18 protein-coding genes are annotated in these 19,892 nt (G+C 74.1%); 3 read left to right on the top strand and 15 right to left on the bottom strand.

Annotated features, from left to right (window positions below):
* Positions 1 to 146: 146 nt before the first annotated feature.
* From ACIPK4_RS10725 to ACIPK4_RS10705, 5 genes are all read right to left on the bottom strand, one after another.
* Positions 147 to 491, bottom strand: a complete 345-nt coding sequence (locus tag ACIPK4_RS10725) for a hypothetical protein (protein WP_402311019.1) — start codon at positions 489 to 491, stop codon at positions 147 to 149.
* Between the two features lie 102 nt (positions 492 to 593).
* Positions 594 to 1,622, bottom strand: coding sequence for a 6-phosphofructokinase (locus tag ACIPK4_RS10720; RefSeq protein WP_054225596.1), 1,029 nt, complete (start codon positions 1,620 to 1,622; stop codon positions 594 to 596).
* Between the two features lie 199 nt (positions 1,623 to 1,821).
* Positions 1,822 to 2,466 carry a response regulator gene (locus ACIPK4_RS10715; RefSeq protein ID WP_402311778.1) on the bottom strand — a complete coding sequence of 215 codons (645 nt, stop codon included), beginning with the start codon at positions 2,464 to 2,466 and terminating at the stop codon, positions 1,822 to 1,824.
* 86 nt (positions 2,467 to 2,552) lie between these two features.
* Entirely contained in the window at positions 2,553 to 3,764 is a 1,212-nt protein-coding gene (gene macS / locus ACIPK4_RS10710; RefSeq protein WP_402311017.1) for a MacS family sensor histidine kinase, read from the bottom strand.
* A 59-nt stretch (positions 3,765 to 3,823) separates the two neighbouring features.
* Entirely contained in the window at positions 3,824 to 4,552 is a 729-nt protein-coding gene (locus tag ACIPK4_RS10705) for a 1-acyl-sn-glycerol-3-phosphate acyltransferase (protein WP_054225597.1), read from the bottom strand.
* A gap of 159 nt (positions 4,553 to 4,711) precedes the next feature.
* Between ACIPK4_RS10705 and ACIPK4_RS10700 the strand changes: the two genes are divergently transcribed.
* Both ACIPK4_RS10700 and ACIPK4_RS10695 read left to right on the top strand, forming a co-directional pair.
* Positions 4,712 to 5,491, top strand: a complete 780-nt coding sequence (locus ACIPK4_RS10700; RefSeq protein ID WP_402311014.1) for an alpha/beta hydrolase — start codon at positions 4,712 to 4,714, stop codon at positions 5,489 to 5,491.
* Positions 5,484 to 6,101: a hypothetical protein gene (locus ACIPK4_RS10695; protein WP_402311011.1), complete on the top strand. Its 618-nt coding sequence runs from the start codon at positions 5,484 to 5,486 to the stop codon at positions 6,099 to 6,101. The genes ACIPK4_RS10700 and ACIPK4_RS10695 overlap by 8 nt, the downstream gene beginning before the upstream one ends.
* 1,014 nt (positions 6,102 to 7,115) lie before the next feature.
* On the opposite strand, the gene ACIPK4_RS10690 is transcribed toward ACIPK4_RS10695, so the two are convergent.
* The 6 genes from ACIPK4_RS10690 to ACIPK4_RS10665 form a co-directional block, all read right to left on the bottom strand.
* The gene (locus tag ACIPK4_RS10690) at positions 7,116 to 7,907 is read right to left on the bottom strand and encodes an endonuclease/exonuclease/phosphatase family protein (RefSeq protein WP_402311008.1); all 792 of its coding nucleotides are present in this window, start codon (positions 7,905 to 7,907) and stop codon (positions 7,116 to 7,118) included.
* A 150-nt stretch (positions 7,908 to 8,057) separates the two neighbouring features.
* Positions 8,058 to 8,999, bottom strand: coding sequence for an ROK family glucokinase (locus tag ACIPK4_RS10685; protein WP_376196166.1), 942 nt, complete (start codon positions 8,997 to 8,999; stop codon positions 8,058 to 8,060).
* A gap of 183 nt (positions 9,000 to 9,182) precedes the next feature.
* A complete protein-coding gene (locus tag ACIPK4_RS10680) occupies positions 9,183 to 9,668 on the bottom strand; it encodes a DUF5304 domain-containing protein (RefSeq protein ID WP_402311005.1) in 486 nt (161 codons plus the stop codon).
* A gap of 76 nt (positions 9,669 to 9,744) precedes the next feature.
* Entirely contained in the window at positions 9,745 to 10,956 is a 1,212-nt protein-coding gene (locus ACIPK4_RS10675; protein ID WP_402311002.1) for an ArsA family ATPase, read from the bottom strand.
* A gap of 75 nt (positions 10,957 to 11,031) precedes the next feature.
* Positions 11,032 to 11,481: an SRPBCC family protein gene (locus ACIPK4_RS10670; protein WP_054225604.1), complete on the bottom strand. Its 450-nt coding sequence runs from the start codon at positions 11,479 to 11,481 to the stop codon at positions 11,032 to 11,034.
* 106 nt (positions 11,482 to 11,587) lie between these two features.
* Positions 11,588 to 12,370, bottom strand: a complete 783-nt coding sequence (locus tag ACIPK4_RS10665) for a metallophosphoesterase (protein ID WP_054225605.1) — start codon at positions 12,368 to 12,370, stop codon at positions 11,588 to 11,590.
* A 229-nt stretch (positions 12,371 to 12,599) separates the two neighbouring features.
* Here ACIPK4_RS10665 and ACIPK4_RS10660 point away from each other — a divergent pair, with 229 nt between their 5' ends.
* A complete protein-coding gene (locus ACIPK4_RS10660) occupies positions 12,600 to 14,396 on the top strand; it encodes an AMP-dependent synthetase/ligase (protein ID WP_402310998.1) in 1,797 nt (598 codons plus the stop codon).
* A gap of 16 nt (positions 14,397 to 14,412) precedes the next feature.
* Here the strand turns inward: ACIPK4_RS10660 and ACIPK4_RS10655 are convergent, their stop codons facing one another.
* The 4 genes from ACIPK4_RS10655 to ACIPK4_RS10640 all read right to left on the bottom strand — a co-directional run bounded on the left by ACIPK4_RS10655 (position 14,413) and on the right by ACIPK4_RS10640 (position 19,770).
* Positions 14,413 to 16,029 (bottom strand): GMC oxidoreductase, encoded by a 1,617-nt coding sequence (locus ACIPK4_RS10655; protein WP_402310995.1) that lies wholly within the window; start codon positions 16,027 to 16,029, stop codon positions 14,413 to 14,415.
* Positions 16,030 to 16,364: 335 nt separating this feature from the next.
* Positions 16,365 to 17,507 (bottom strand): glycosyltransferase family 4 protein, encoded by a 1,143-nt coding sequence (locus ACIPK4_RS10650; RefSeq protein WP_402310992.1) that lies wholly within the window; start codon positions 17,505 to 17,507, stop codon positions 16,365 to 16,367.
* A gap of 67 nt (positions 17,508 to 17,574) precedes the next feature.
* Entirely contained in the window at positions 17,575 to 18,705 is a 1,131-nt protein-coding gene (locus tag ACIPK4_RS10645; RefSeq protein WP_402310990.1) for a hypothetical protein, read from the bottom strand.
* Between the two features lie 24 nt (positions 18,706 to 18,729).
* The gene (locus ACIPK4_RS10640) at positions 18,730 to 19,770 is read right to left on the bottom strand and encodes an NlpC/P60 family protein (RefSeq protein WP_402310987.1); all 1,041 of its coding nucleotides are present in this window, start codon (positions 19,768 to 19,770) and stop codon (positions 18,730 to 18,732) included.
* Between the last annotated feature and the right edge of the window lie 122 nt (positions 19,771 to 19,892).

Raw genomic sequence — 19,892 nt, 5'->3', positions numbered from 1 at the left:
TCCTGCGGGCCTCCCTCCGGCTGCCCCGGTCCGGCGGGCGGCCGGGCCCGGCGCCGGTCGGTTTCCGCCCGGCCGGGGCGCCCGGTCCGGGCACCCGGCCGGCCGCGGCGCGACGGGCCCGCGACAGGCCCGCCACGGGACGCGTCTCAGTCGGCGGCGCCCACCGCCGGGCCGTGGTCGCCGGGGGCGGCCCCGGCGGCCCCGGTGGCGGCCTTCGCCCCGCGGCGGGCCCGGACGTCCCGGACGCCCTTCCAGACGATGACCGGCGCGAGCAGCAGCAGGGCGCCGAGGGCGAGGCCGTCGTACGCGCCGGGCGTTGCGAGGGACGCGGCCAGCAGCATGCCGAGGCCGTGGTCGGCCGTGTCCAGCCACGGCCCGGCCCGCTCGCCCGGGCGGGCCCGCAGCGCCCGGCGCAGCGCGCGGACGGCGAGGAGGAACTGCAGGAGGGCGAGGGCGAGCAGCGCCCAGCGGGCCACCACGGGTATGTTCACGTGGCAAAATCTAGCCGCCGGACCCGCGCGGCGCGGATGACGTACGGCTGAACTCCGGCCGAACTCCCGGCACGAGGGGCACGCCCGCCCACCCGCTCCGGGTCAGCCGAAGAACACCCCGACCTCCTGGTACAGCGCCGGGTCGACCGTCTTGAGCTTCGCCGTCGCGTCGGCGATCGGCACCCGCACGATGTCCGTCCCCTTCAGCGCGACCATCTTCCCGAAGTCGCCCTCGTGGACGGCGTCGATCGCGTGCAGGCCGAACCGCGTCGCCAGCCAGCGGTCGAAGGCGCTCGGCGTACCGCCGCGCTGGATGTGCCCGAGCACCGTGGTCCGGGCCTCCTTGCCGGTCCGCGCCTCGATCTCCTTGGCCAGCCACTCCCCCACGCCCGACAGCCGGACGTGCCCGAACGAGTCGGTGGTGGCGTCCTTCAGCACCATCTCCCCGTCCTTGGGCATGGCGCCCTCGGCGATCACCACGATCGGCGCGTAGCTCGCCTTGAACCGGGAGGTCACCCATGCGCACACCTGGTCCAGGTCGAAGCGCTGCTCTGGGATGAGGATGACGTTGGCGCCGCCGGCCAGCCCCGAGTGCAGGGCGATCCAGCCGGCGTGCCGGCCCATCACCTCGACGACGAGCACCCGCATGTGCGACTCGGCCGTGGTGTGCAGCCGGTCGATGGCCTCCGTGGCGATTCCCACGGCCGTGTCGAAGCCGAAGGTGTAGTCGGTGGCCGACAGGTCGTTGTCGATGGTCTTCGGGACGCCGACGCAGGGGATGCCGTACTCCCCGTACAGCTTGGCGGCGACGCCCAGGGTGTCCTCGCCGCCGATCGCGACGAGGGCGTCGACCTCGTACTTGGCGAGGTTCTCCTTGATCTGCCGGACCCCGTTCTCCTGCTTGAACGGGTTGGTCCGGGAGGAGCCGAGGATGGTGCCGCCGCGCGGCAGGATGCCGCGGACGGCGGGGATGCCGAGCGGGACCGTGTCCCCCTCGACGGCGCCGCGCCAGCCGTCCTTGAACCCGATGAACCCGCACCCGTACTCCTGGACGCCCTTGCGGACCACGGCCCGGATGACCGCGTTGAGCCCGGGGCAGTCTCCGCCGCCCGTCAGCACTCCGACCTTCATGCCAATCTCCTTGTCTGGGAGTCCCCGGCTCGAAGCCGCGCAGCAGGAATCTCCCTTCGCCGCATCACCCACGCTAGCGGCGGGGCAGGTCGCGACAAGGCGCCAGGAAGGGCCAATTCCGGTGAAATCGAAGGGCCTTGTGTACCCGGGTTCACTCGTATGAGGACGTAAGTACGACGTACGCCACCGCTCACGCGGGTCAGGCGTCGTCGAGGCCGCGTTCGATCGCGTAGCGGACCAGCTCCACCCGGTTGTGCAGCTGGAGCTTGCCCAGGGTGTTCTGCACGTGGTTCTGCACCGTGCGGTGCGAGATGACGAGGCGCTCCGCGATCTGCTTGTACGAGAGCCCCTTGGCCACCAGCCGCAGCACCTCGGTCTCCCGCTCGGTCAGTTGGGGGGCCTTCGGTTCGTCGGAGGCGGCGGGCGCCGGGTCGGTGGCCAGGCGCCGGTACTCGCCGAGCACCAGACCGGCCAGGCCCGGGGTGAACACCGGGTCGCCGGCCGCGGTGCGGCGGACCGCGTCGATCAGCTCCTGGGCGCCCGCGGACTTCAGCAGGTAGCCGGTCGCGCCGGACTTCACCGCCTCCAGGACGTCGGCGTGCTCACCGCTGGCGGACAGGACCAGGACGCGCAGCGCGGGGTTGGCGCCGACGAGCTCCTTGCAGACCTGCACGCCGGGCATACCGGGCAGGTTGAGGTCCAGGACCAGGACGTGGGGGGCCGCGGGCACGGCCCGGCGGACCGCCTCGGGGCCGTCGCCGGCGGTGGCGACCACGTCGAAGCCCGCGGCGGACAGGTCGCGGGCGACCGCGTCGCGCCACATCGGATGGTCGTCGACGACCATCACCTTGATCGCACCGAGCTCGTTCGTTGCGGTGTTCGCGGTGTTCGCGGTGTTCGCGGTGGACGCGTCCGGCCCGTCGGTCTGGCTCACTGGGTTCTCCCCCTCGGTACTTTCAGTTCCACTTCGGTGCCCTGCCCGGGGACGGACACCAACTCGGCGCTGCCGCCGAGGTCCCGCAGCCGGCCGCGGATGGACAGGGCCACGCCCATCCGGCCCTCGCCGGCGGCCTGGTCGAGCCGGCCCGCCGGGATGCCCGGGCCGTCGTCGCGGACGGTCACGATCACCTCGTCGCCCCAGTCCTCCACCAGGATCCAGGCCCTGGCCCCGTCCCCGGCGTGCCGGCGCACGTTGTCGAGCGCGGCACCGACGGCCGCGGCCAGCTCCTTCGCCGCGGGCACCGGCAGCAGCACCGGGGTGCCCGGCTCGGCGAAGCTGACCCGGGATCCGGCGTGCGGGGCGAGGAGGGTCCGAAGATCCAGCTCGCCCTCGTCGGCGCCGGGCTCCTCCACCTCGTACGCGGTCACCAGCGCGCCGAGCGACTCGTCCCGGGAGACCCGGGAGGCGGGCAGCAGTCCGCTGGAGACCAGGGTGCGCAGCGCCACCTCCTGCTCCCCGGCCATCCGGCCGAGCTCGGCGGCCTCGCCGCCCAGCTCGGTGCCGCGCCGCTGGACCATGGCCAGGACCTGGAGGACCCCGTCGTGGATGTCGCGGGCGAGGCGTTCGCGTTCGCGGGTGGCGGCCTCGATCTCCAGGGCGCGGGCGAGGGTGGCCTCACTGGCGCGGGCGACCTCGACGACGTACCCGATGGCTATCGAGGCGACCCAGACCAGCAGCACGTTGTGCAGGGTGTCGCGGTTGGGTTGGCCGCCGTGGGCCAGGATGTTGGCGGCGGCCACGAAGGTCGAGGCGAACCCGGCCCAGCGCCAGCCGCCCTTGAGGGCGAAGGCGAGGACGGAGCCCGCCGTCCAGATGCTGGGGAGGGTGGGGCCGCCCGCGGCGATCCGCTCGTGGGTGTCCGCGTACGGGGTGAGCAGGATGCCGGCCATGGCGACGGTCAGGTCCGCGCCCAGGAAGCGCTTGGTGCAGGCGGCCGCGTTCGCGACCTTGCGGTGGGTGACCACGGTCCACACCGCGAGGCCGCCGAGGTAGCCGGCCGCGACGCCGGGGTGGTCGAACTTCCGGTACGCGGAAAGGAAGAGCAGCACCGCGTAGACCATGGTCAGCAGCCGGTACGCCGTCAGGGCGCGCCACAGCGGCTGCTCCACGGACATGCGCACGACACGTTCGCGCTTCGCCAACTCCCCCACCCCCGCGGGCGGACCTGCCCGTGTCCCGCGAACTGCCTGCTCTGCTCGCTCTACTCGCTCTTGTCGGCGTCGGCGGCCTTTTCGCCCTTGGCCGCCTTGGCGGCCTTCTCCGCGTCGGCGATCTGCCGCTTGGCGGCCGTCGCGTAGATGTCGACGTACTCCTGGCCGGACAGCTTCATGATCTCGTACATGACCTCGTCGGTCACCGAGCGCAGGATGAAACGGTCACTGTCCATGCCCTGGTAGCGGCTGAAGTCCAGCGGCTTGCCGATCCGGATGCCGGGGCGCATCAGCTTCGGGACGACCTTGCCGGGCGGCTGGATCTTCTCCGTGTCGATCATCGCCACGGGGATCACCGGCGCCCCGGTGGCCAGGGCCACGCGGGCCAGACCGCCGGGCTTGCCGCGGTAGAGGCGCCCGTCGGGCGACCGCGTGCCCTCCGGGTAGATGCCGAACAGCTCGCCGCGCTCGATGACCTCGATACCGCTCTTGATCGCGGCCTCGCCCGCGCCGCGCGCGCCGGAGCGGTCCACCGGGAGCTGGCCGACGCCCTTGAAGAAGGCGGCCGTCAGCTTGCCCTTGACGCCCGGGGAGGTGAAGTACTCCGCCTTCGCGATGAAGGTGACCTTCCGGTCCAGCACGGCCGGCAGGAAGAACGAGTCGGAGAAGGACAGGTGGTTGCTCGCGAGGATCGCCGGCCCCTCGGCGGGGATGTTCTCGAGGCCCTCCACCCACGGCCTGAAGGCGAGCTTCAGGGAACCCCCGATGGAGAACTTCATTGCGCCGTAGATCAACTCGAAAGCCTTCCTGTGTCTGTCGAACAGACCTTAACCCCTGGCTCGGGGCGGAGCGGTCGACGACCCTGGTCGGTGTCACCCCTGTCGCGTACGGTGAAGTCACACAGCGCTACGCACCCCCACCCGTCGAAGGAGACCCTGGTGCCCGTCCTCCCTGGAGCCGAGCCGTTCCGCCACGAGGGCGGAGAGGTCGGTGTCCTCCTCTGCCACGGCTTCACCAGTACCGCTCAGTCCATGCGCCCGTGGGCGGAGTACCTGGCCGAGCAGGGTCTGACGGTCTCCGTACCGCTGCTGCCCGGGCACGGTACGCGCTGGCAGGACATGCAGCTCACCGGCTGGCAGGACTGGTACGCCGAGGTGGACCGGGCGCTGCGGGAGCTGCTGGAGCAGTGCACGCGGGTGTTCGTCTTCGGGTTGTCGATGGGCGGGGCGCTGACCCTGCGGCTGGCCGCCCGGCACGGGGACGCCGTCAGCGGCATCGTCCTGGTCAACCCCGTCAACAAGATCAAGGACCCGATGGCCTTCGCCCTCCCGGTGGCACAGCACTTCCTGCGGTCCACCGCGGGCATCGCGAGCGACATCGCCAAGCCGGGCGTCGCCGAGATCGGCTACGCCCGGGTGCCGACGCGGGCCGCGGCCTCGCTGCGGCAGTTCCTGAAGCTGGTCGACACCGAGCTGCCGCAGGTCACGCAGCCGGTGCTGCTGCTGCACAGCCGGCAGGACCATGTCGTGTCGCCGGCCGACTCGGCGCGGATCCTCGCGCGGATCTCGTCGACGGACGTCACCGAGACGCTGCTGGAACAGAGCTACCACGTCGCGACGTTGGACCATGACGCGGAGCAGATCTTCGCGGACAGCTATGCGTTCGTCGGGCGGCTCGCGGAGAGCGTCGGCAGGGAGGGGGCGGCCAGCGGTGGCTGAGCACGAGGAGTCCCCGGGGGGTGTGCCCCCGTTGGACGAGGAGGCGGCCTGGGCGGCGATCGTCGCCGGGTACGGGCAGGAGCCGCCGGATCCGCCGGGGGCCAGGCCGTTCCGGCCGATCGAGAACCTGATGCTGCCGGAGGAGGACGTGGAGCCGGCTCCGGAGTCCGCGGCGGCGTCCCCGGAGGCCCCTGAGGCCGCTGGGGCCCGGGCGGCGGACGCTCCGCAGGAGCCGTCCGCCGAGCCGCCGGCGCCGCCCGCGCTGGGCAGCTCGGTGGTGTTCGCCCCGGGCGTGGGCGTGGGGGCGAACAGCACCGTGGCCGGGCCCCGGGACCACACCCCGGCGGAGCCGGACGAGAAGGACGAGGGCCACTTCGTGCCCCCGGAGCCGGAGCTGCCGCCGGCGGACACGACGGCGAAGTTCGCGTGGCTGGCGGTGGTGGGCGGGCCGGTGCTGCTGCTCGTGGCCGTGCTGTTGCAGTGGGACATGACGTGGTGGCTCACGACGCTGGGCATCGGCGGCTTCCTGGGCGGCTTCGCGACGCTCGTGGCCAGGATGTCGCAGGGCGACGACGAGGACGACGACCCGGGCCGCGGCGCGGTGGTGTAGCGGAGGAACCCCCGGACGGGGTCCGGGGACCCCGGCGGCGCACGGTGTACCTGCGCGGGCCCTTCTCCCGTCCCCCGGCGCGCTGGCACGGCGGCCCCGGCCCGGCGCCGGCCGCGACGCCTTCGCCCCCGCCGCCGCCGAACCCGGCGGGTGCCACGGGCCCGGCGCTGCGGGGCCGGGCGGTGCCAGGGGCCCGGCGGTGCCAGGGGCCCGGCGGTGCCGGAGGCCCGGCGGTGCCGGAGGCCCGGCGCTGCCACAGACCCGGCGCGTCTCGGAGCCGGGCGCTGCCAGGAGCCCGGCGGGTCCAGGAGCCAGGCGATGCCAGGGCCGGCCGGTGCCAGGGGCCCGGCGGTCCCAGAGGCCCGGCGGTGCCAAGGGTCAGGCTGTGCGGGGGGCTGTGCCAGGGCCGGCCGGCGCCCGAGGCCAGGCGGCCCCAGGGGCCCGGCTGTGCCAAGGGTCAGGCTGTGCGGGGGGCTGTGCCGGGCCCCGAGGCCCGGCGCTGCCAGGGGTCCGGCGCTGCCGGGGCCGGCCGTACCAGAGGCCCGACGGCGCCGGAGGCGGCCGGTGCCAGCGGTCGGCTGTGCCGGGGCCGACAGGTTAGGGCTGGCCGGTGTCAGGAGCCCGGCAGTCCCAAAGGCCCGGCTGTGCCAGGGGCCCGGCGGTGCCAGGGGCCCGGCGGTGCCAGGGGCCCGGCGGTGCCAGGGGCCCGGCGGTGCCGGAGGCCAGACGCTGCCCCAGAGGCCCGGCTGTGCCAGGGCCGGGCGGTGCCGGAAGCCAGGCGGTGCCAGGGCCGGCCGGCGCCAAAGGCCCGGCTGGGCCTGGGGCCTGCCTGTGCCGGAGGACCGCCGCGCCAGGGGCAGGTTGTGCCGGAGCCACGCGGTCCCAGGGGCCAGGCTGGGCCGGGGCGCGGCCGTGCCGGAAGCCCGGCTGTTTCAGGGCCCCGCTGCGCCGGGGCCAGGCTGTGCCGGGGGGACGTTGAGGCGGGGGCAGGGGCGGTCCGGGCGGGGCCGCGTGTCATGCCGCGGTGGAGCCGGATGTGGTCGGGGGCGCCGGGGCCGTCGGGTTGCGGGTCGCGGGGAGGCGGAGGGCGGCCAGCACCGGAAGGTGGTCCGTGGCCGCCCCGAGGTCCGTTTCCGTGATGCCCGGCAGGGGCGTGGGGACGCCGCAGCCCAGGACTTCCACCCCGGGCGTCGCGAAGATCGCGTCGATTCGCCGGGGCGGCCCCGAGCGGACGAACGTGTGCTCGCCGCCCCAGGGGGAGACCGTCCAGCAGTCCTGGAGGGCCGTGGAGAGGCGGCGGAACGCCGGGTCGGACGGGGTCTCGTTGATGTCACCCGCCGCGATGGCGTACGGGACGTCCGCCGCCGTGAGGCGGTCGACGAGGAGGTCCGCCTGGGCCCGGCGTTCGGCCCCGTCGAGCGACAGGTGTGCGCTCAGCACCGCGACGCGCACACCCCCGAAGCGGACCACGGCCGTGGCGAAGCCGCGCCGGTGCCGGCCCGGGGTCAGCGGGAGCAGGACGTCCTCGGTCCGTTCCACGAAGGCCCGCAGTGAGCACAGCAGGAGCGGGCCCGCGGCGGTGGCGCCGCCGCTCAGCACCACCAGGTCCGTCTTCGCGGCGAGCCGCGCCGCGTGCTTGCGCCAGCGGAAGAACCGCGGGGCCTCCTGGATGAAGACCAGGTCGGGGGCGCATGCGCGGATCACCCTGGCCAGCGCCTCCTCGTCGTCCCGCATCGAGCGGATGTTGTAGCTGAGGACACGGATCACCGCGGAGCCGTCGGGTTCCGTCGCAGAGTTCGGCAGCATGAAGGGCAACATAGCCAGACTGCCCGCCGTGCCCCAGAGGGCGCGGCGGGCAGTTCTGTGAACGAACGGCGCGAGCGAACGGCGCGAGCGAACGGCGCGAGCGAACGGCGCGTGCCGCCGGCGTCGACGAAACGGCGTGGGCGAACGTCGTCAGCCCTGGCGGGCCAGGTCCGCGGCGCCGACGAGTCCGGCCTTGCCGCCGAGCTGCGCGGCGAGCACCTGCGCGTGCGGGCGCCACGCGCCGCCGATCAGCCAGCGCTTGAAGGACTTGCGGATCGGGTCGAGGACGAGGTCGCCCTCGTCGGAGACCCCGCCGCCGACGATGAACGCCGACGGGTCGAACAGCGACGCCAGGTCGGCCAGGCCCGCGCCGGCCCAGCGGGCCAGCTCGCGGAAGGAGTCGATGGCGACCAGGTCGCCGGCCCGTGCGGCCTCGCTGATGTGCTTGCCCTCGATGCCCTCGGGGGTGCCGTCACCGAGGGAGAGGAGGACCGCCGCGTTCTCGGGGGTGGCGTTGGCGCGCTGCTTCGCGTACCGGACGAGCGCGCGGCCGGAGGCGTACTGCTCCCAGCAGCCCTGGCTCCCGCACCCGCACAGCAGGCCGTCCGGGACCACCCGGATGTGCCCGAACTCGGCGGCCACGCCGAAGCGTCCGCGGCGCAGCTTGTTGCCGATGATGATGCCGCCGCCCAGGCCCGTACCGAGGGTGATGCAGATGACGTCGTCGTGGCCCTGGCCGGCGCCGAAGCGGTACTCGCCCCAGGCCGCGCAGTTCGCGTCGTTCTCGACGACGACCGGAAGGCCGATGCGCTGCTCGACCTTGTCCTTGAGCGGCTCGTGCCGCCAGTTGATGTTCGGCGCGAAGAGCACGGTCGCGCGCTTGTCGTCCACGTATCCGGCGGCGCCGATGCCGACGGCCTCGATGGTGTGGCTGCTGCTGACTTCGGACACTGCGGCGCAGATCGCGTCCGTCACTCCGTCCGCGGTCGGCGGGGTGGGCACCTTGTACGTCTCAAGGATGGTGCCCTCTTCGTCGACCACGCCGGCCGCGATCTTCGTGCCGCCGATGTCGACGCCGATGGTGAGTCCCATTAGTCCCTCGGTTTCCGGTCAAACCCCGCCACGGCCAACGGTACCCGAGGGCGAGGGGGCATCCGGCGGATCAGGGCCGGAAAGCCCGGGGGGTGCGGTGCCGTGGATCGCAGGGCGGAGGAGAGAGCCACCGCGGCCGGGCCCCCGGGCCCGGCCATGATCCGCCGGACGCCCCTGAGGGTCTCAGTCGAGATCGATCCGCTGCGTCGGGCCGCTTCCGCCCTCGTCCCCGGGGTCGTCGCGGGGGTCGGAACGGTCACCGGAGGGCCGGTCCGAGGGGGCGCCGGGGGCGGGCTCGTCGCGGGTCCAGCGGCGTTCGTGGCCCTCCACGGCCGAGCGGTACGCGGCGAGCAGCTCGGAGCCGGCGGCCGCGAGGTGGTCGAAGACCTCGGGGTTGCGCTCGACGACGGGCTTGGCGGCTGCCTTCGCCTGGTTGACGAACTGTCGTACGGCGCCCTGGGCGGCGGCGCCGAGCACCGGGTTGTTCAGCGCGGAGACCTTGTCCGCGACGGCCTCGAAGAGCCTGAACAGTTCCTCTGCGGCGGTGCCCGTGCCGGTGCCGGCGCCGCCCTGCCGGGCCCGGCGGCGTTCCTGTTCCGCGGCGAGGTCCTCGGCGCAGGCCTTGGCCCAGGCGTCGTCGTCGGTGGGACGGTCGGTGGCCTCGCTCATGGCGGACTCTCCTGCGGCAGCTGCTGGGCGTGCGGTACGTACTACCTTCGACGGTACCCGAACGGGGGTACGCGGTTCAGGGCCTGCGGGGCCACAGGTCCGGGTCGGGGGTGAAGCGGATGCGCAGCTCCCCGTCGGCCAGGGCGGCGCCGGAGACCGTGCAGCGGCGCAGCGCCGAGGGCAGCGGAACGATCCTGCGGTACGGGCCCGCCGCGAGCAGCAGCTCGTCGCCGCGCCGTACGAGGTCGAGGTCCCGCTTGTGGGCGCCGGGCAGCGGTACCACCCAGACGAGTACCCCGTCCTCGGCGCGGCGGTCCTCGACGACCCAGGCCCTGCGGGCCGGGGACGCCTCCGCCGGAGCCTGCGGAACGAGCGCCTCCGCGCCGGGGAGGCGGGTGAGGTCCTCCGGTCCCAGGGGGTCGCGCCCGAGGTGGCCGAGCGGGAGCACGGGGGTGTCACCGGCCCACTGGGCGGCGTACTTCTCCTGCTGGGCGGCGATCCCGGCCAGCCAGGGGTCGGGCGAGCCCTGCGGCACCATCCGGTTGGCGACGATCGCGCCGACCGGGAGCTGTTCGAGGGCGAGGCCGAGCAGTCCGGTGCGCAGTGCGGCGTCGGCGCCCGGTCCCGGCTCGGCGACCAGCCGCAGCGAGGTGGTGTCGGCCTCGACGACGGCCTGGACGGCGGCCAGCTCCTCGTCCCAGCGCGCCGCGGCCTCGTACAGCCACTGCGCGGGCATGGGTACGCCGGCCAGCTGGGCCAGTACGGGGCGCAGGGCGCGGGCCGCCTGCCGCTCGGCCGGCAGCAGCCGGGCCAGGTAGCGGCGCAGCTGGGCGGGGAGGGCGAGGGTGGCGACGGCCCGGTGCAGCGGCGGCATGTCGACGACGAGGAGGTCGACGCCGGGTGCGGCGGCGGCCCGGCGCAGGGCGCGGAGCAGGGCGAACTGCTCGGCGCCGGGCAGCTCGGTGAGCTCCTCGGCCCCCAGCGGCCGGGCCCCGACCATGCCGAGCAGGGCGGATCCGCGTTCCTGGAGGGCGACGAGCTCCTCGCGGAACTCCTCGCCGGAGTCGACGCGGGCCACGAGGACCCCGTCGGCGGGTACGGCGGTGAGCCCCGGCGCGGCCTGGACGGGCTGTCCGCCGGGCTCCCCGACCAGTGCGGCCACGGGGTCGCCCGGGTCGCCGGAGAGCAGCAGCACCCGCTGCCCGGCCTGTGCGGCGGCGAGGGCCGTCGCCGCGGCGACGGTGGTCCGGCCGGCCCCGCCGGGACCGGTGATCAACAGTGTGTGCATGGTGCAGGTGCTCCTCGTGCGCACCGGCGGAGCGGGGCTCCGTCCGGACCCGGGTCCTGGCCCCGGCCCCGCGCCTCAGGCAGATTCGGTGGATTCGACGCGCTTCTTCAGGCCGGCCAGGGCGCGGTCGATGATGACCTTCTCGGCCTTGCGCTTGATCATGCCCAGCATCGGGATCTTGACGTCGACGGTCAGCTGGTAGGTGACCTCGGTGCGCTTGCCGCCCTCCAGGGGGGCGAGCCGGTAGGAGCCGTCGAGCTGGCGCAGCATCTGCGACTTGTCCAGGGTCCAGCTGACCTCGTCCGTGCCCTTCCAGGTGTAGGCGAGGGTGTGGTCGTCCTTGATGGCGCCGGCGTCGAGCAGCAGCCGGACCTTTTCGGCGCGGCCCGCGGAGTCGGTGGCCAGCACCTCGGCCTCCTTCACCTCGCCGGTCCAGTCGGGGTAGCGGGCGAAGTCGGCGATCACGGCCATCACGTCGGCCGGCGACGCCTCGATCGTGATGGTCGAGCTGGTGTGTTCGGCCATGGCAGTCCGCCCTCCAGGCTGGGGGTACCTCCCAGCGGTGGCTGGGGGAGTTCGAGGAAGTGTGCGGCCTACGGCCGCCGCGTGCAGGCTACCGTGCGTGTGGGGGTCACCACTCCAGGGCCCAGGGCGTTCCGGTGGCGGCGAAGTGCCCGACGTTCACGCATTCCGTGCCGCCGATCCGCATCCGCCGGGCGAGCGGCTGGTGCACGTGCCCGAACAGCGCGTACCGGGGGCGGGTCCGCCTGATCGCGGCGAGCAGGGCCTCGCTGCCGCGCTCGAACCGGCGCGCGACCGTGTCGTAGCAGAGCTCGGGCACCTCCGGCGGGATGTGCGAGCAGAGCACGTCGACTTCGCCGAGGGCCTCGACCTTGGCGGCGTACTCCTCCTCGTCCACCTCGTACGGGGTGCGCATCGGGGAGGGCAGTCCGCCGCCGACGAAGCCGAAGACGCGGCCGCCGATCTCCACCCGCTGCCCGTCGAGGACGGTGGTGCCGGGGGCGGCGTACTCGTGCCACAGACCGGGGATGTCGACGTTGCCGTAGGTGGCGTACGTGGGGTGGGGGAACGCGGCGAACATCTCGGCGTACTGGCGGCGCACGGCGCCCTCGATCAGTTGTTCGCGGTCCAGGCCGGCCCAGAGCCGCCGCCCGAGGTCCCGGGCCTCGTCGAAGCGACGCGCGGTGCGCAGCTCCACGATCCGGTCGGCGTTCTCGACGCCGAACAGGTCGGGGAAGATGCCGCGCGAGTGGTCGGCGTAGTCGAGGAAGAGCACGAGGTCGCCGAGGCAGATCAGGGCGTCGGCGCCCTCTCCGGCCCGGGCGAGGGCCTCGGCGTTGCCGTGGACGTCGCTGACGACATGGACCCGCGTGCTGCTTTTCCTGCCACCCATGCGCTCCACCCTAGGGGGGCCCGGGGGATGCGGGTAGAGCGGGTGGCACAGGCGGCCTACCTGCGGTTACTTCCGAGTCCTCCGAGGGGTCGACTACTGTCGGCATGGCACGGCCGCGTCATGTGACGCACGGAACATCTGGCCGGTTCCCCCTATCCGGAACCCACTACCGGTGGGTAACGTCCGGTCGGTCCACATGGTGGCGATGGCGCCCAGAGGAGCAGCAGTCTTGCGCGAGTTCAGCCTTCCGGCCCTGTACGAGGTCCCGTCGGACGGGAACCTGACGGATCTCATCCGCCGCAACGCCGCCCAGCATCCCGACACCGCCGTCATGGCCCGCAAGGTCGACGGCCGGTGGCAGGACGTCACCGCGACCGAGTTCCTCGCCGAGGTGCGCGCCGTCGCCAAGGGTCTGATCGCGGCCGGCGTCCGGCCCGGCGACCGCGTCGCGCTCGTCTCCCGCACCCGCTACGAGTGGGTGCTCGTCGACTTCGCGATCTGGACGGCCGGCGGCGTCACCGTCCCCGTGTACGAGACCAGCTCGCCCGAGCAGATCCAGTGGATCCTCGGCGACTCCGGCGCGGTCGCCGCCGTCGTCGAGAGCCCGGGGCACAGCGCGGCCGTGGCCTCGCTGCGCGACCGGCTGCCGGAGCTGCGCGAGGTCTGGGAGATCGAGCAGGGCGCGCTCGCCACGCTGAAGACCGCCGGTGCGGACGTCACCGACGCCGAGGTCGACGCGCGCAGCTCGCTGGCGAACGCCGACGACCCGGCCACCATCGTCTACACCTCGGGCACCACCGGCCGCCCCAAGGGCTGCGTGCTGTCCCACCGCAACTTCTTCGCGGAGTGCGGCAACGCGGTGGAGCGCCTGAGCCCGCTGTTCAAGACCGGCGAGTGCTCGGTGCTGCTGTTCCTGCCGGCCGCGCACGTCTTCGGGCGGCTCGTGGAGGTGGCGGCCGTCCTGGCGCCGATCCGCCTGGGCTGCGTACCCGACATCAAGAACCTCACCGACGAGCTGCAGTCCTTCCGCCCCACGCTGATCCTCGGCGTCCCCCGGGTCTTCGAGAAGGTCTACAACTCGGCGCGCGCCAAGGCGCAGGCCGAGGGCAAGGGGAAGATCTTCGATGCGGCGGCCGACACGGCCATCGCCTACAGCCGTGCGCTGGACACCCCGCGCGGCCCGTCGTTCGGGCTCAAGCTCAAGCACAAGGTCTTCTCGAAGCTGGTCTACAGCAAGCTGCACGCCGTCCTCGGCGGCCGCGGCGAGTACGCGATCTCCGGCGGCGCCCCGCTGGGCGAGCGGCTCGGCCACTTCTTCCGCGGCATCGGCTTCACGGTCCTGGAGGGCTACGGCCTGACCGAGTCCTGTGCGGCGACCACCTTCAACCCGTGGGACAAGCAGAAGATCGGTACGGTCGGCCAGCCCATGCCGGGCTCCGTGGTGCGCATCGCGGACGACGGCGAGGTGCTGCTGCACGGCGAGCAGATCTTCACCGGGTACTGGAAGAACGAGACGGCGACCGCGGAGGCGCTGACCGACGGCTGGTTCCACACCGGCGACGTCGGCACCCTCGACGAGGACGGCTACCTGACGATCACCGGTCGCAAGAAGGAGCTCATCGTCACGGCGGGCGGCAAGAACGTGGCCCCCGCGGTGATCGAGGACCGGATCCGGGCGCACGCGCTGGTCGCGGAGTGCATGGTGGTCGGCGACGCGAGGCCGTTCGTGGCCGCGCTGGTCACGATCGACGAGGAGTTCCTGGGCCGCTGGGCCGCGGAGAACGGCAAGCCGGCCGGGGTCACGGCGGCGGAGCTGCGCCAGGACGCGGACCTCATCGCCGCCGTCCAGAAGGCCGTGGACGACGGCAACGCGGCGGTTTCCAAGGCGGAATCGGTGCGGAAATTCCGCATTCTGCCCTCCCAGTTCACGGAGGAGTCGGGTCACATCACGCCTTCGCTGAAGCTCAAGCGGAATGTGGTGGCGAAGGACTTCGCGGACGAGATCGAGGCCCTGTACCGGGGCTGATCGCCCCTCCGGGTGATCAGCGGGGGTCCTCGGCAAGGATCCTCTCCATGTTCCGCTCCGCGAGTGCGGTGATGGTGACGAACGGGTTCACCCCGAGCGAGCCCGGGACGAGGGAGCCGTCGACGACGTACAGCCCCCGGTAGCCCTTGGCGCGGCCGTAGTCGTCGGTCGCGTCACCCAGGACGCAGCCGCCGAGCGGGTGGTACGTGAAGTTGTCGGCGAAGTTCCTGTTGTCGCCGAACAGGTCGTACCGGTAGATCGTGAAGTTGGCCCGGTTGATCCGGTCGAAGAGGCGTTTGGCGGCCTGGACGGACGGGGTGTTCTGGTCCCGCCGCCAGTTGAGCCGCGCCGAGTCGCTCGCGGCGTCGTACGTGAAGTGCCCGCGCTCGGGGTTCTTGGTGATGGCCAGGTACATCGAGATCCAGTGCTCGAAGCCCATCGGCAGCGGGGCGATCTCCGCGAAGACCGGGTTGGCGGCGTTGTCCCAGTCGTCGATGCCCAGGGCGGGCATGGTGGCCTGGTTGGCGCCGACCGTGTCCCAGAGGTGGTTGGCCCGCGCGGTCATCACGTTGCCGTTGTGGCCCCAGCCGAGTCCGACCTTCTCGCTGAGCGCGGGCAGGGTGCCGCGCTCGCGGGCGCGCAGCAGGATCTCGGTGGTGCCGAGGCTGCCGGCGCCGAGGAAGAGCTGTTTGCAGCCGAGTTCCCTGACCTGGGTGACCCTCCCCGTCAGATCACCGGTCTGCACCGTGAGCACGTAGCCGCCCGCGGGGTCCTGGCGGACGCCGACGACGCGCTGCATGGTCTCGATGGTGACGTTGCCCGTGCCGAGCGCGGCCGCGAGGTAGGTCTTGTCGACGCTCTTCTTGCCGTGGTTGTTGCCGTAGATGACCTCGCCGGCCAGCGCCGAGCGGGTGGCGGTGCCCGCGGCCTCGCGCTGCATGTACGAGAAGTCGTACACGTTGGGCACGAAGGTGGTCTTCAGGCCGGTGTTCTGGGCGTGCTTGCGGGAGATCCGGGCGAACCGGTACCACTCCGTGGACTCGAACCAGCCCGGGTCGATGTCGTTGACGCCGAGCGCGGCGCGGGCGCGCGGGTAGTAGGTGCCGTACATCGCGTCGGCGTCGACCTGGGGCAGCACCTCGGCGAAGTAGGAGCGGCGCGGGGTCGGGGCCATGCCGCCGTTGACGAGGGAGCCGCCGCCGACGCCGCGGCCGACGTACACGGACATGTCGCCGTAGTTCACCCGGTCGAGGACGCCGGGGTACGGACTGATGTCCCGGTTGACGACGTCGAGCCAGAGGAACTGGGCGAGCGGGGCCTCGGTACGGGTGCGGAACCACATGGAGCGCTGGTCGGGCGCCGACGTGGAGGGGAAGACCTTGCCGTCGGGGCCGGGGGTGTTCCAGAGCCGGCCCATTTCGAGGACGACGGTGCGTACGCCGGCCTGCCCGAGCCGGAGGGCGGCGACCGCCGAGCCGTAGCCGGAGCCCACGACGATGGCGGGGGCGTACTGCGCGGCGGGGGGCTCGGCGGCGGCGGCCGACTGGAGCCCTATGCGGGTGAAGCCGAGGGCTGCGGCGGTCTGGAGGGCGCCGATACCCAGGAAGTGACGGCGCGTCAGCTGAGGTGTCATGGCCGCATCATGGGCGGAATCAGGCCGTCCACCCAGAGGCGGTGTTGACAGACATCTGAGGAACAGTCAGGTGTGGCGAAGGATCACCTGGCGGTGCCGCGCACCGTCCGGCCGCCCTGACCGACGCGGCCACCGGCACGGAGGGGCGCGGGCGCCGTGCGGCCCCGCGGCTGGCGCGGGCGGGGGCGCCGTCCGGCCCTGCGGCTGGGGCGGGCGGGGGCGGGGGCTCCGTGGGCCCCGCGGCCGCACGCCCGAGGCGGCCGGCGGGAGCGTCGGGACAGCCACTTGGCAGCTGCGGGAGCGTCGGCGCAGCCACCCGGCAGCTGCGCGGAGTGTCAGAGCAGGTCGCGCAGGCGGTCCGCCAGCAGGTCCCAGCGCCATTTCTCCTCGACCCAGGCGCGGCCGCGCTCGCCCATGCGCCGGCGCAGCTCCGGGTCCCGCAGCAGGGCGATCACGCGGTCCGCCGCGTCCTCGGGGACACCGCCGCGGACGACCCAGCCCGTCTCGCCCTCCAGTACCGCGTCCGGCGCGCCGCCCGAATCGCCCGCGACGACCGGCAGGCCCGTCGCCGAGGCCTCCAGGTAGACGATGCCCAGGCCCTCCACGTCCAGCCCGCCCCGCCGGGTCCGGCAGGGCATCGCGAAGACGTCCCCGGCGCCGTAGTGGGCGGGCAGTTCGCCCCACGGGACGGCGCCCGTGAAGACCACGGCGTCCGCGACCCCCGTGGAGGCCGCCAGCGCCCGCAGGTCCGCCTCGTACGGGCCGCCGCCCACCACCAGCAGCACGGCGTCCGGCACCGCGGCCAGGATCCGTGGCATCGCCTCGATCAGCGTGTCCTGCCCCTTGCGCGGGACCAGCCGCGAGACGCACACCACCACCGGCCGGTCCGACAGCCCCAGCCGGGCCCGGACCGCGTCACCGCCCGACCCGGGGTGGAAGGTCTTCTCGTCCACCCCCGGCGGGAGTTGCACCATGCGCGCCGCCGCCCGGTCCGTCAGCGCCGAGGCGATCCGCGAGCGCGTGTACTCCCCCAGGTACGTCAGCGTGTCCGTGCCCTCGCCGATCCGGCGCAGCAGCTGCCGGGCCGCCGGGAGCTGCGCCCAGCCGGCCTCGTGCCCGTGGGTGGTGGCCACGATCCGCCGGGCGCCGGCCCGGCGCAGTGCCGGGCCCATCAGACCCAGCGGGGCCGCGGCCCCGAACCACACCGACTCGCAGCCGTGTTCGCGCAGCAGCCCGACCGCCCGCCGGGTCACCCGCGGGGTCGGCAGCAGCATCGTCGTCCGGTCGCGCACGACCTGGAACGGCTGCTCGGCGTCGAAGGCCGCCGTGGCCTCCCGGCCCTCGGCACCGTGCTTCCAGGTGGAGGCGTAGACGACGATCCGGTCGTGATCCAGCCGCAGTGCCATGTTGTGCAGGAAGGCCTGGATGCCGCCCGGGCGCGGCGGGAAGTCGTTGGTCACGATCAGCGTCTTGTGCATCGCCAGCCAAAGTACCGGACGCCCCCGCACCCTCCCTCCCCGGCCGCGAGCCGGGCGGGGAAGGCCTTCAGGGCGCGCCCAGCTCCTGGCGCAGGGCCGCCTGCCAGGCCAGGGTCAGACCGGGCGGATCGCCGCCGACGGTCTCCTCCAGGGCGCTCGCCAGGGGTTCGCGGCCCGCCCGCTCGTACAGGCGGACCAGCACGGCGTCGCCCCAGCGGGACGCGATCAGCCGGCAGGCCAGCCAGGCGCCCTCGTACGCGCGGGCCAGCGCCTCCGGGTCGCCGCCGAAGGCGAACTCCCCGTCGGCGGGCAGCGCCCCCGGCAGCACGCCCCGGCGTACGGCCCGGCCCAGGGCCGGCGCGGCCTGCTGCGGGGTGGTGGCGGTGCCGCGGTACGCCACCCAGTCGGCGAGGCCCTCCGACAGCCACAGCGGGGTCCGGGCGGTGGTCGCGGCGCGGGTGGCCACGTGGGTGACCTCGTGGGTGAGGACGACCCCGCGCCCCGCCCCGCTGAGCTCCGCCCACCCCTTGGGGTTGACGACGACCCGGTCGGCGGGGGCCGCGGCCGCGCCGACGCGGCCCGTCGTCACGGCCCCCATGCCCCGGTACTCGGCGGCCGGACGGCCCAGCAGCTGCGCCATCCGCTCCAGTGAGGCCGGTACCAGCACCACCACCCGGCCCGCCCACGGCCGCGGCCAGCCGGCGCTCACCGCGGGCACCGCCCGGTCGGCCTCCGCCGCGACCGCGGACAGCGTCCCGGCGTCCTGCCCGCCGCCCAGCACCAGGGAGTGCGCACCCCGGACCACCGCCACCGGCCCCTGGTCCCACAGCTCGGGCGGGGCACCCGGCGCCGGGCCGTCCCCGCTGACCCGCCAGCGGCCGCCGTCGCGGCTCAGCCGCACCTCGCGCGCCGAACCCGCGGGGGCCTTGTCGTAGCCGGTGAGCCGGTAGTGCAGCTGTGCCCGGGCGGTGGCCCGGTCGCCGCTGCGGCTGACCGCGGAGACCTCGTACGCCCATCCCTCCAGGGGGATCCCGGCGAGCTGTGCGGGCGGGGTCCGCGACCAGGCGGCGACGGCCTCCCGGACGTCCCGCTCGGCGGTGCCGGGTGCGTCCGGCGCGACGGACGCACCGCACCCCGTGAGCAGCACGCTCAGCAGGAGCGGCAGTGCGCGTACGAGGAGCCGGCGGAGCGGGGACATCCGTCGATCGTACGCACGGCCGCGTCAGGGCCGGGTGACGGAGGACACCGGCATCATCCCGACCGGGTCGTACCGCACCCGCGCCCCCGGGTACGGGGCGTGGACCACCTGGCCGTTGCCGACGTACATGCCGACGTGGCTGGCGTCCGAGCGGTACGTGACCAGGTCGCCGGGCTGCGCCTGCGAGAGCGGGACCCGGCGGCCGGCGTACCGCTGGGCCTGCGAGGTGCGCGGCAGGGAGACGCCCGCCTGCCGGTACGACCACACCATCAGCCCGGAGCAGTCGAAGCCGGAGGGCCCGGTGGAGCCCCAGACGTAGGGGCGGCCGACGGCGGACCGGGCGGCCATCACGGCGGCGGCGGCCCGCCCCGAGGAGGGGACCGCCGCGCCCAGGTCGGGCAGTCCCCCGGGCCGGTCGCCGGAGCGCGAGGCCCGCTCGAAGTCGGCCCGCTCCTGCGAGGGCATGGCGTTGAGCAGCCGGCGGGCCTCGGCGAGTTTGGCGGTGACGGCGCGCTTCTGGCGGGCCACGTCGGCGCGGACGGTGTCGAGTTCGGACAGCTTCTGCGAGGCCTCGTGGCGCTGCTGGCCCAGTCGGCGCTGCTCCTTGCGCAGTTCGTCGAGCTGCCGGGCCTGCCGGTCCGTCAGCCTGTCCAGCTGGGAGGCCCGGTCGAGGTACTCGTCCGGGTCGTTCGAGAGCATCAGCTGGACGGCGGGGTCGATGCCGCCGGAGCGGTACTGGGCTCCGGCGAAGGCTCCGAGGACGCCGCGCATGGTGTTGATGCGGTCCTGGCCGCGGGCCAGCGCGTCCTGGACGCGGTCGATCTCGGTGCGCAGCCGCTCGGCCCGCTCGCCCGCCCGGTTGTAGCGCTCGGTGGCCTGTTCGGCCTCCTCGAAGAGCCGGTCGACCTGGGCGCGGGCACCGGCCGGGGGCTCCTGCGGCAGGGCCGGGGCGGCGCTCGCCGTCGCCCCCGTCATGGCTGCCGCGGCGGTTGCGGCGACGGCGAGGACGGTGACCTTGGTGTTCCGGTCGAGGCTGCCGAGCCCGGTCCGGCGATGGGACGCCACGTGGAACCGCTCCCTTCCGCTGCGCGGGCCCGGGTCCGCCCTCCGTGGACGGACGTGTGCCGGGTTCCGCGCTGGCAGACAGTAACCGCGCCACCACGCACCGGCCAACGACCGCCGGAGGG

Origin of the sequence: Streptomyces sp. NPDC086989 (genome assembly GCF_044745505.1) — a bacterium.
In the GTDB taxonomy this organism is placed as follows: Bacteria; Actinomycetota; Actinomycetes; order Streptomycetales; family Streptomycetaceae; genus Streptomyces.
This window is presented reverse-complemented; position numbering and strand designations above follow the sequence as displayed.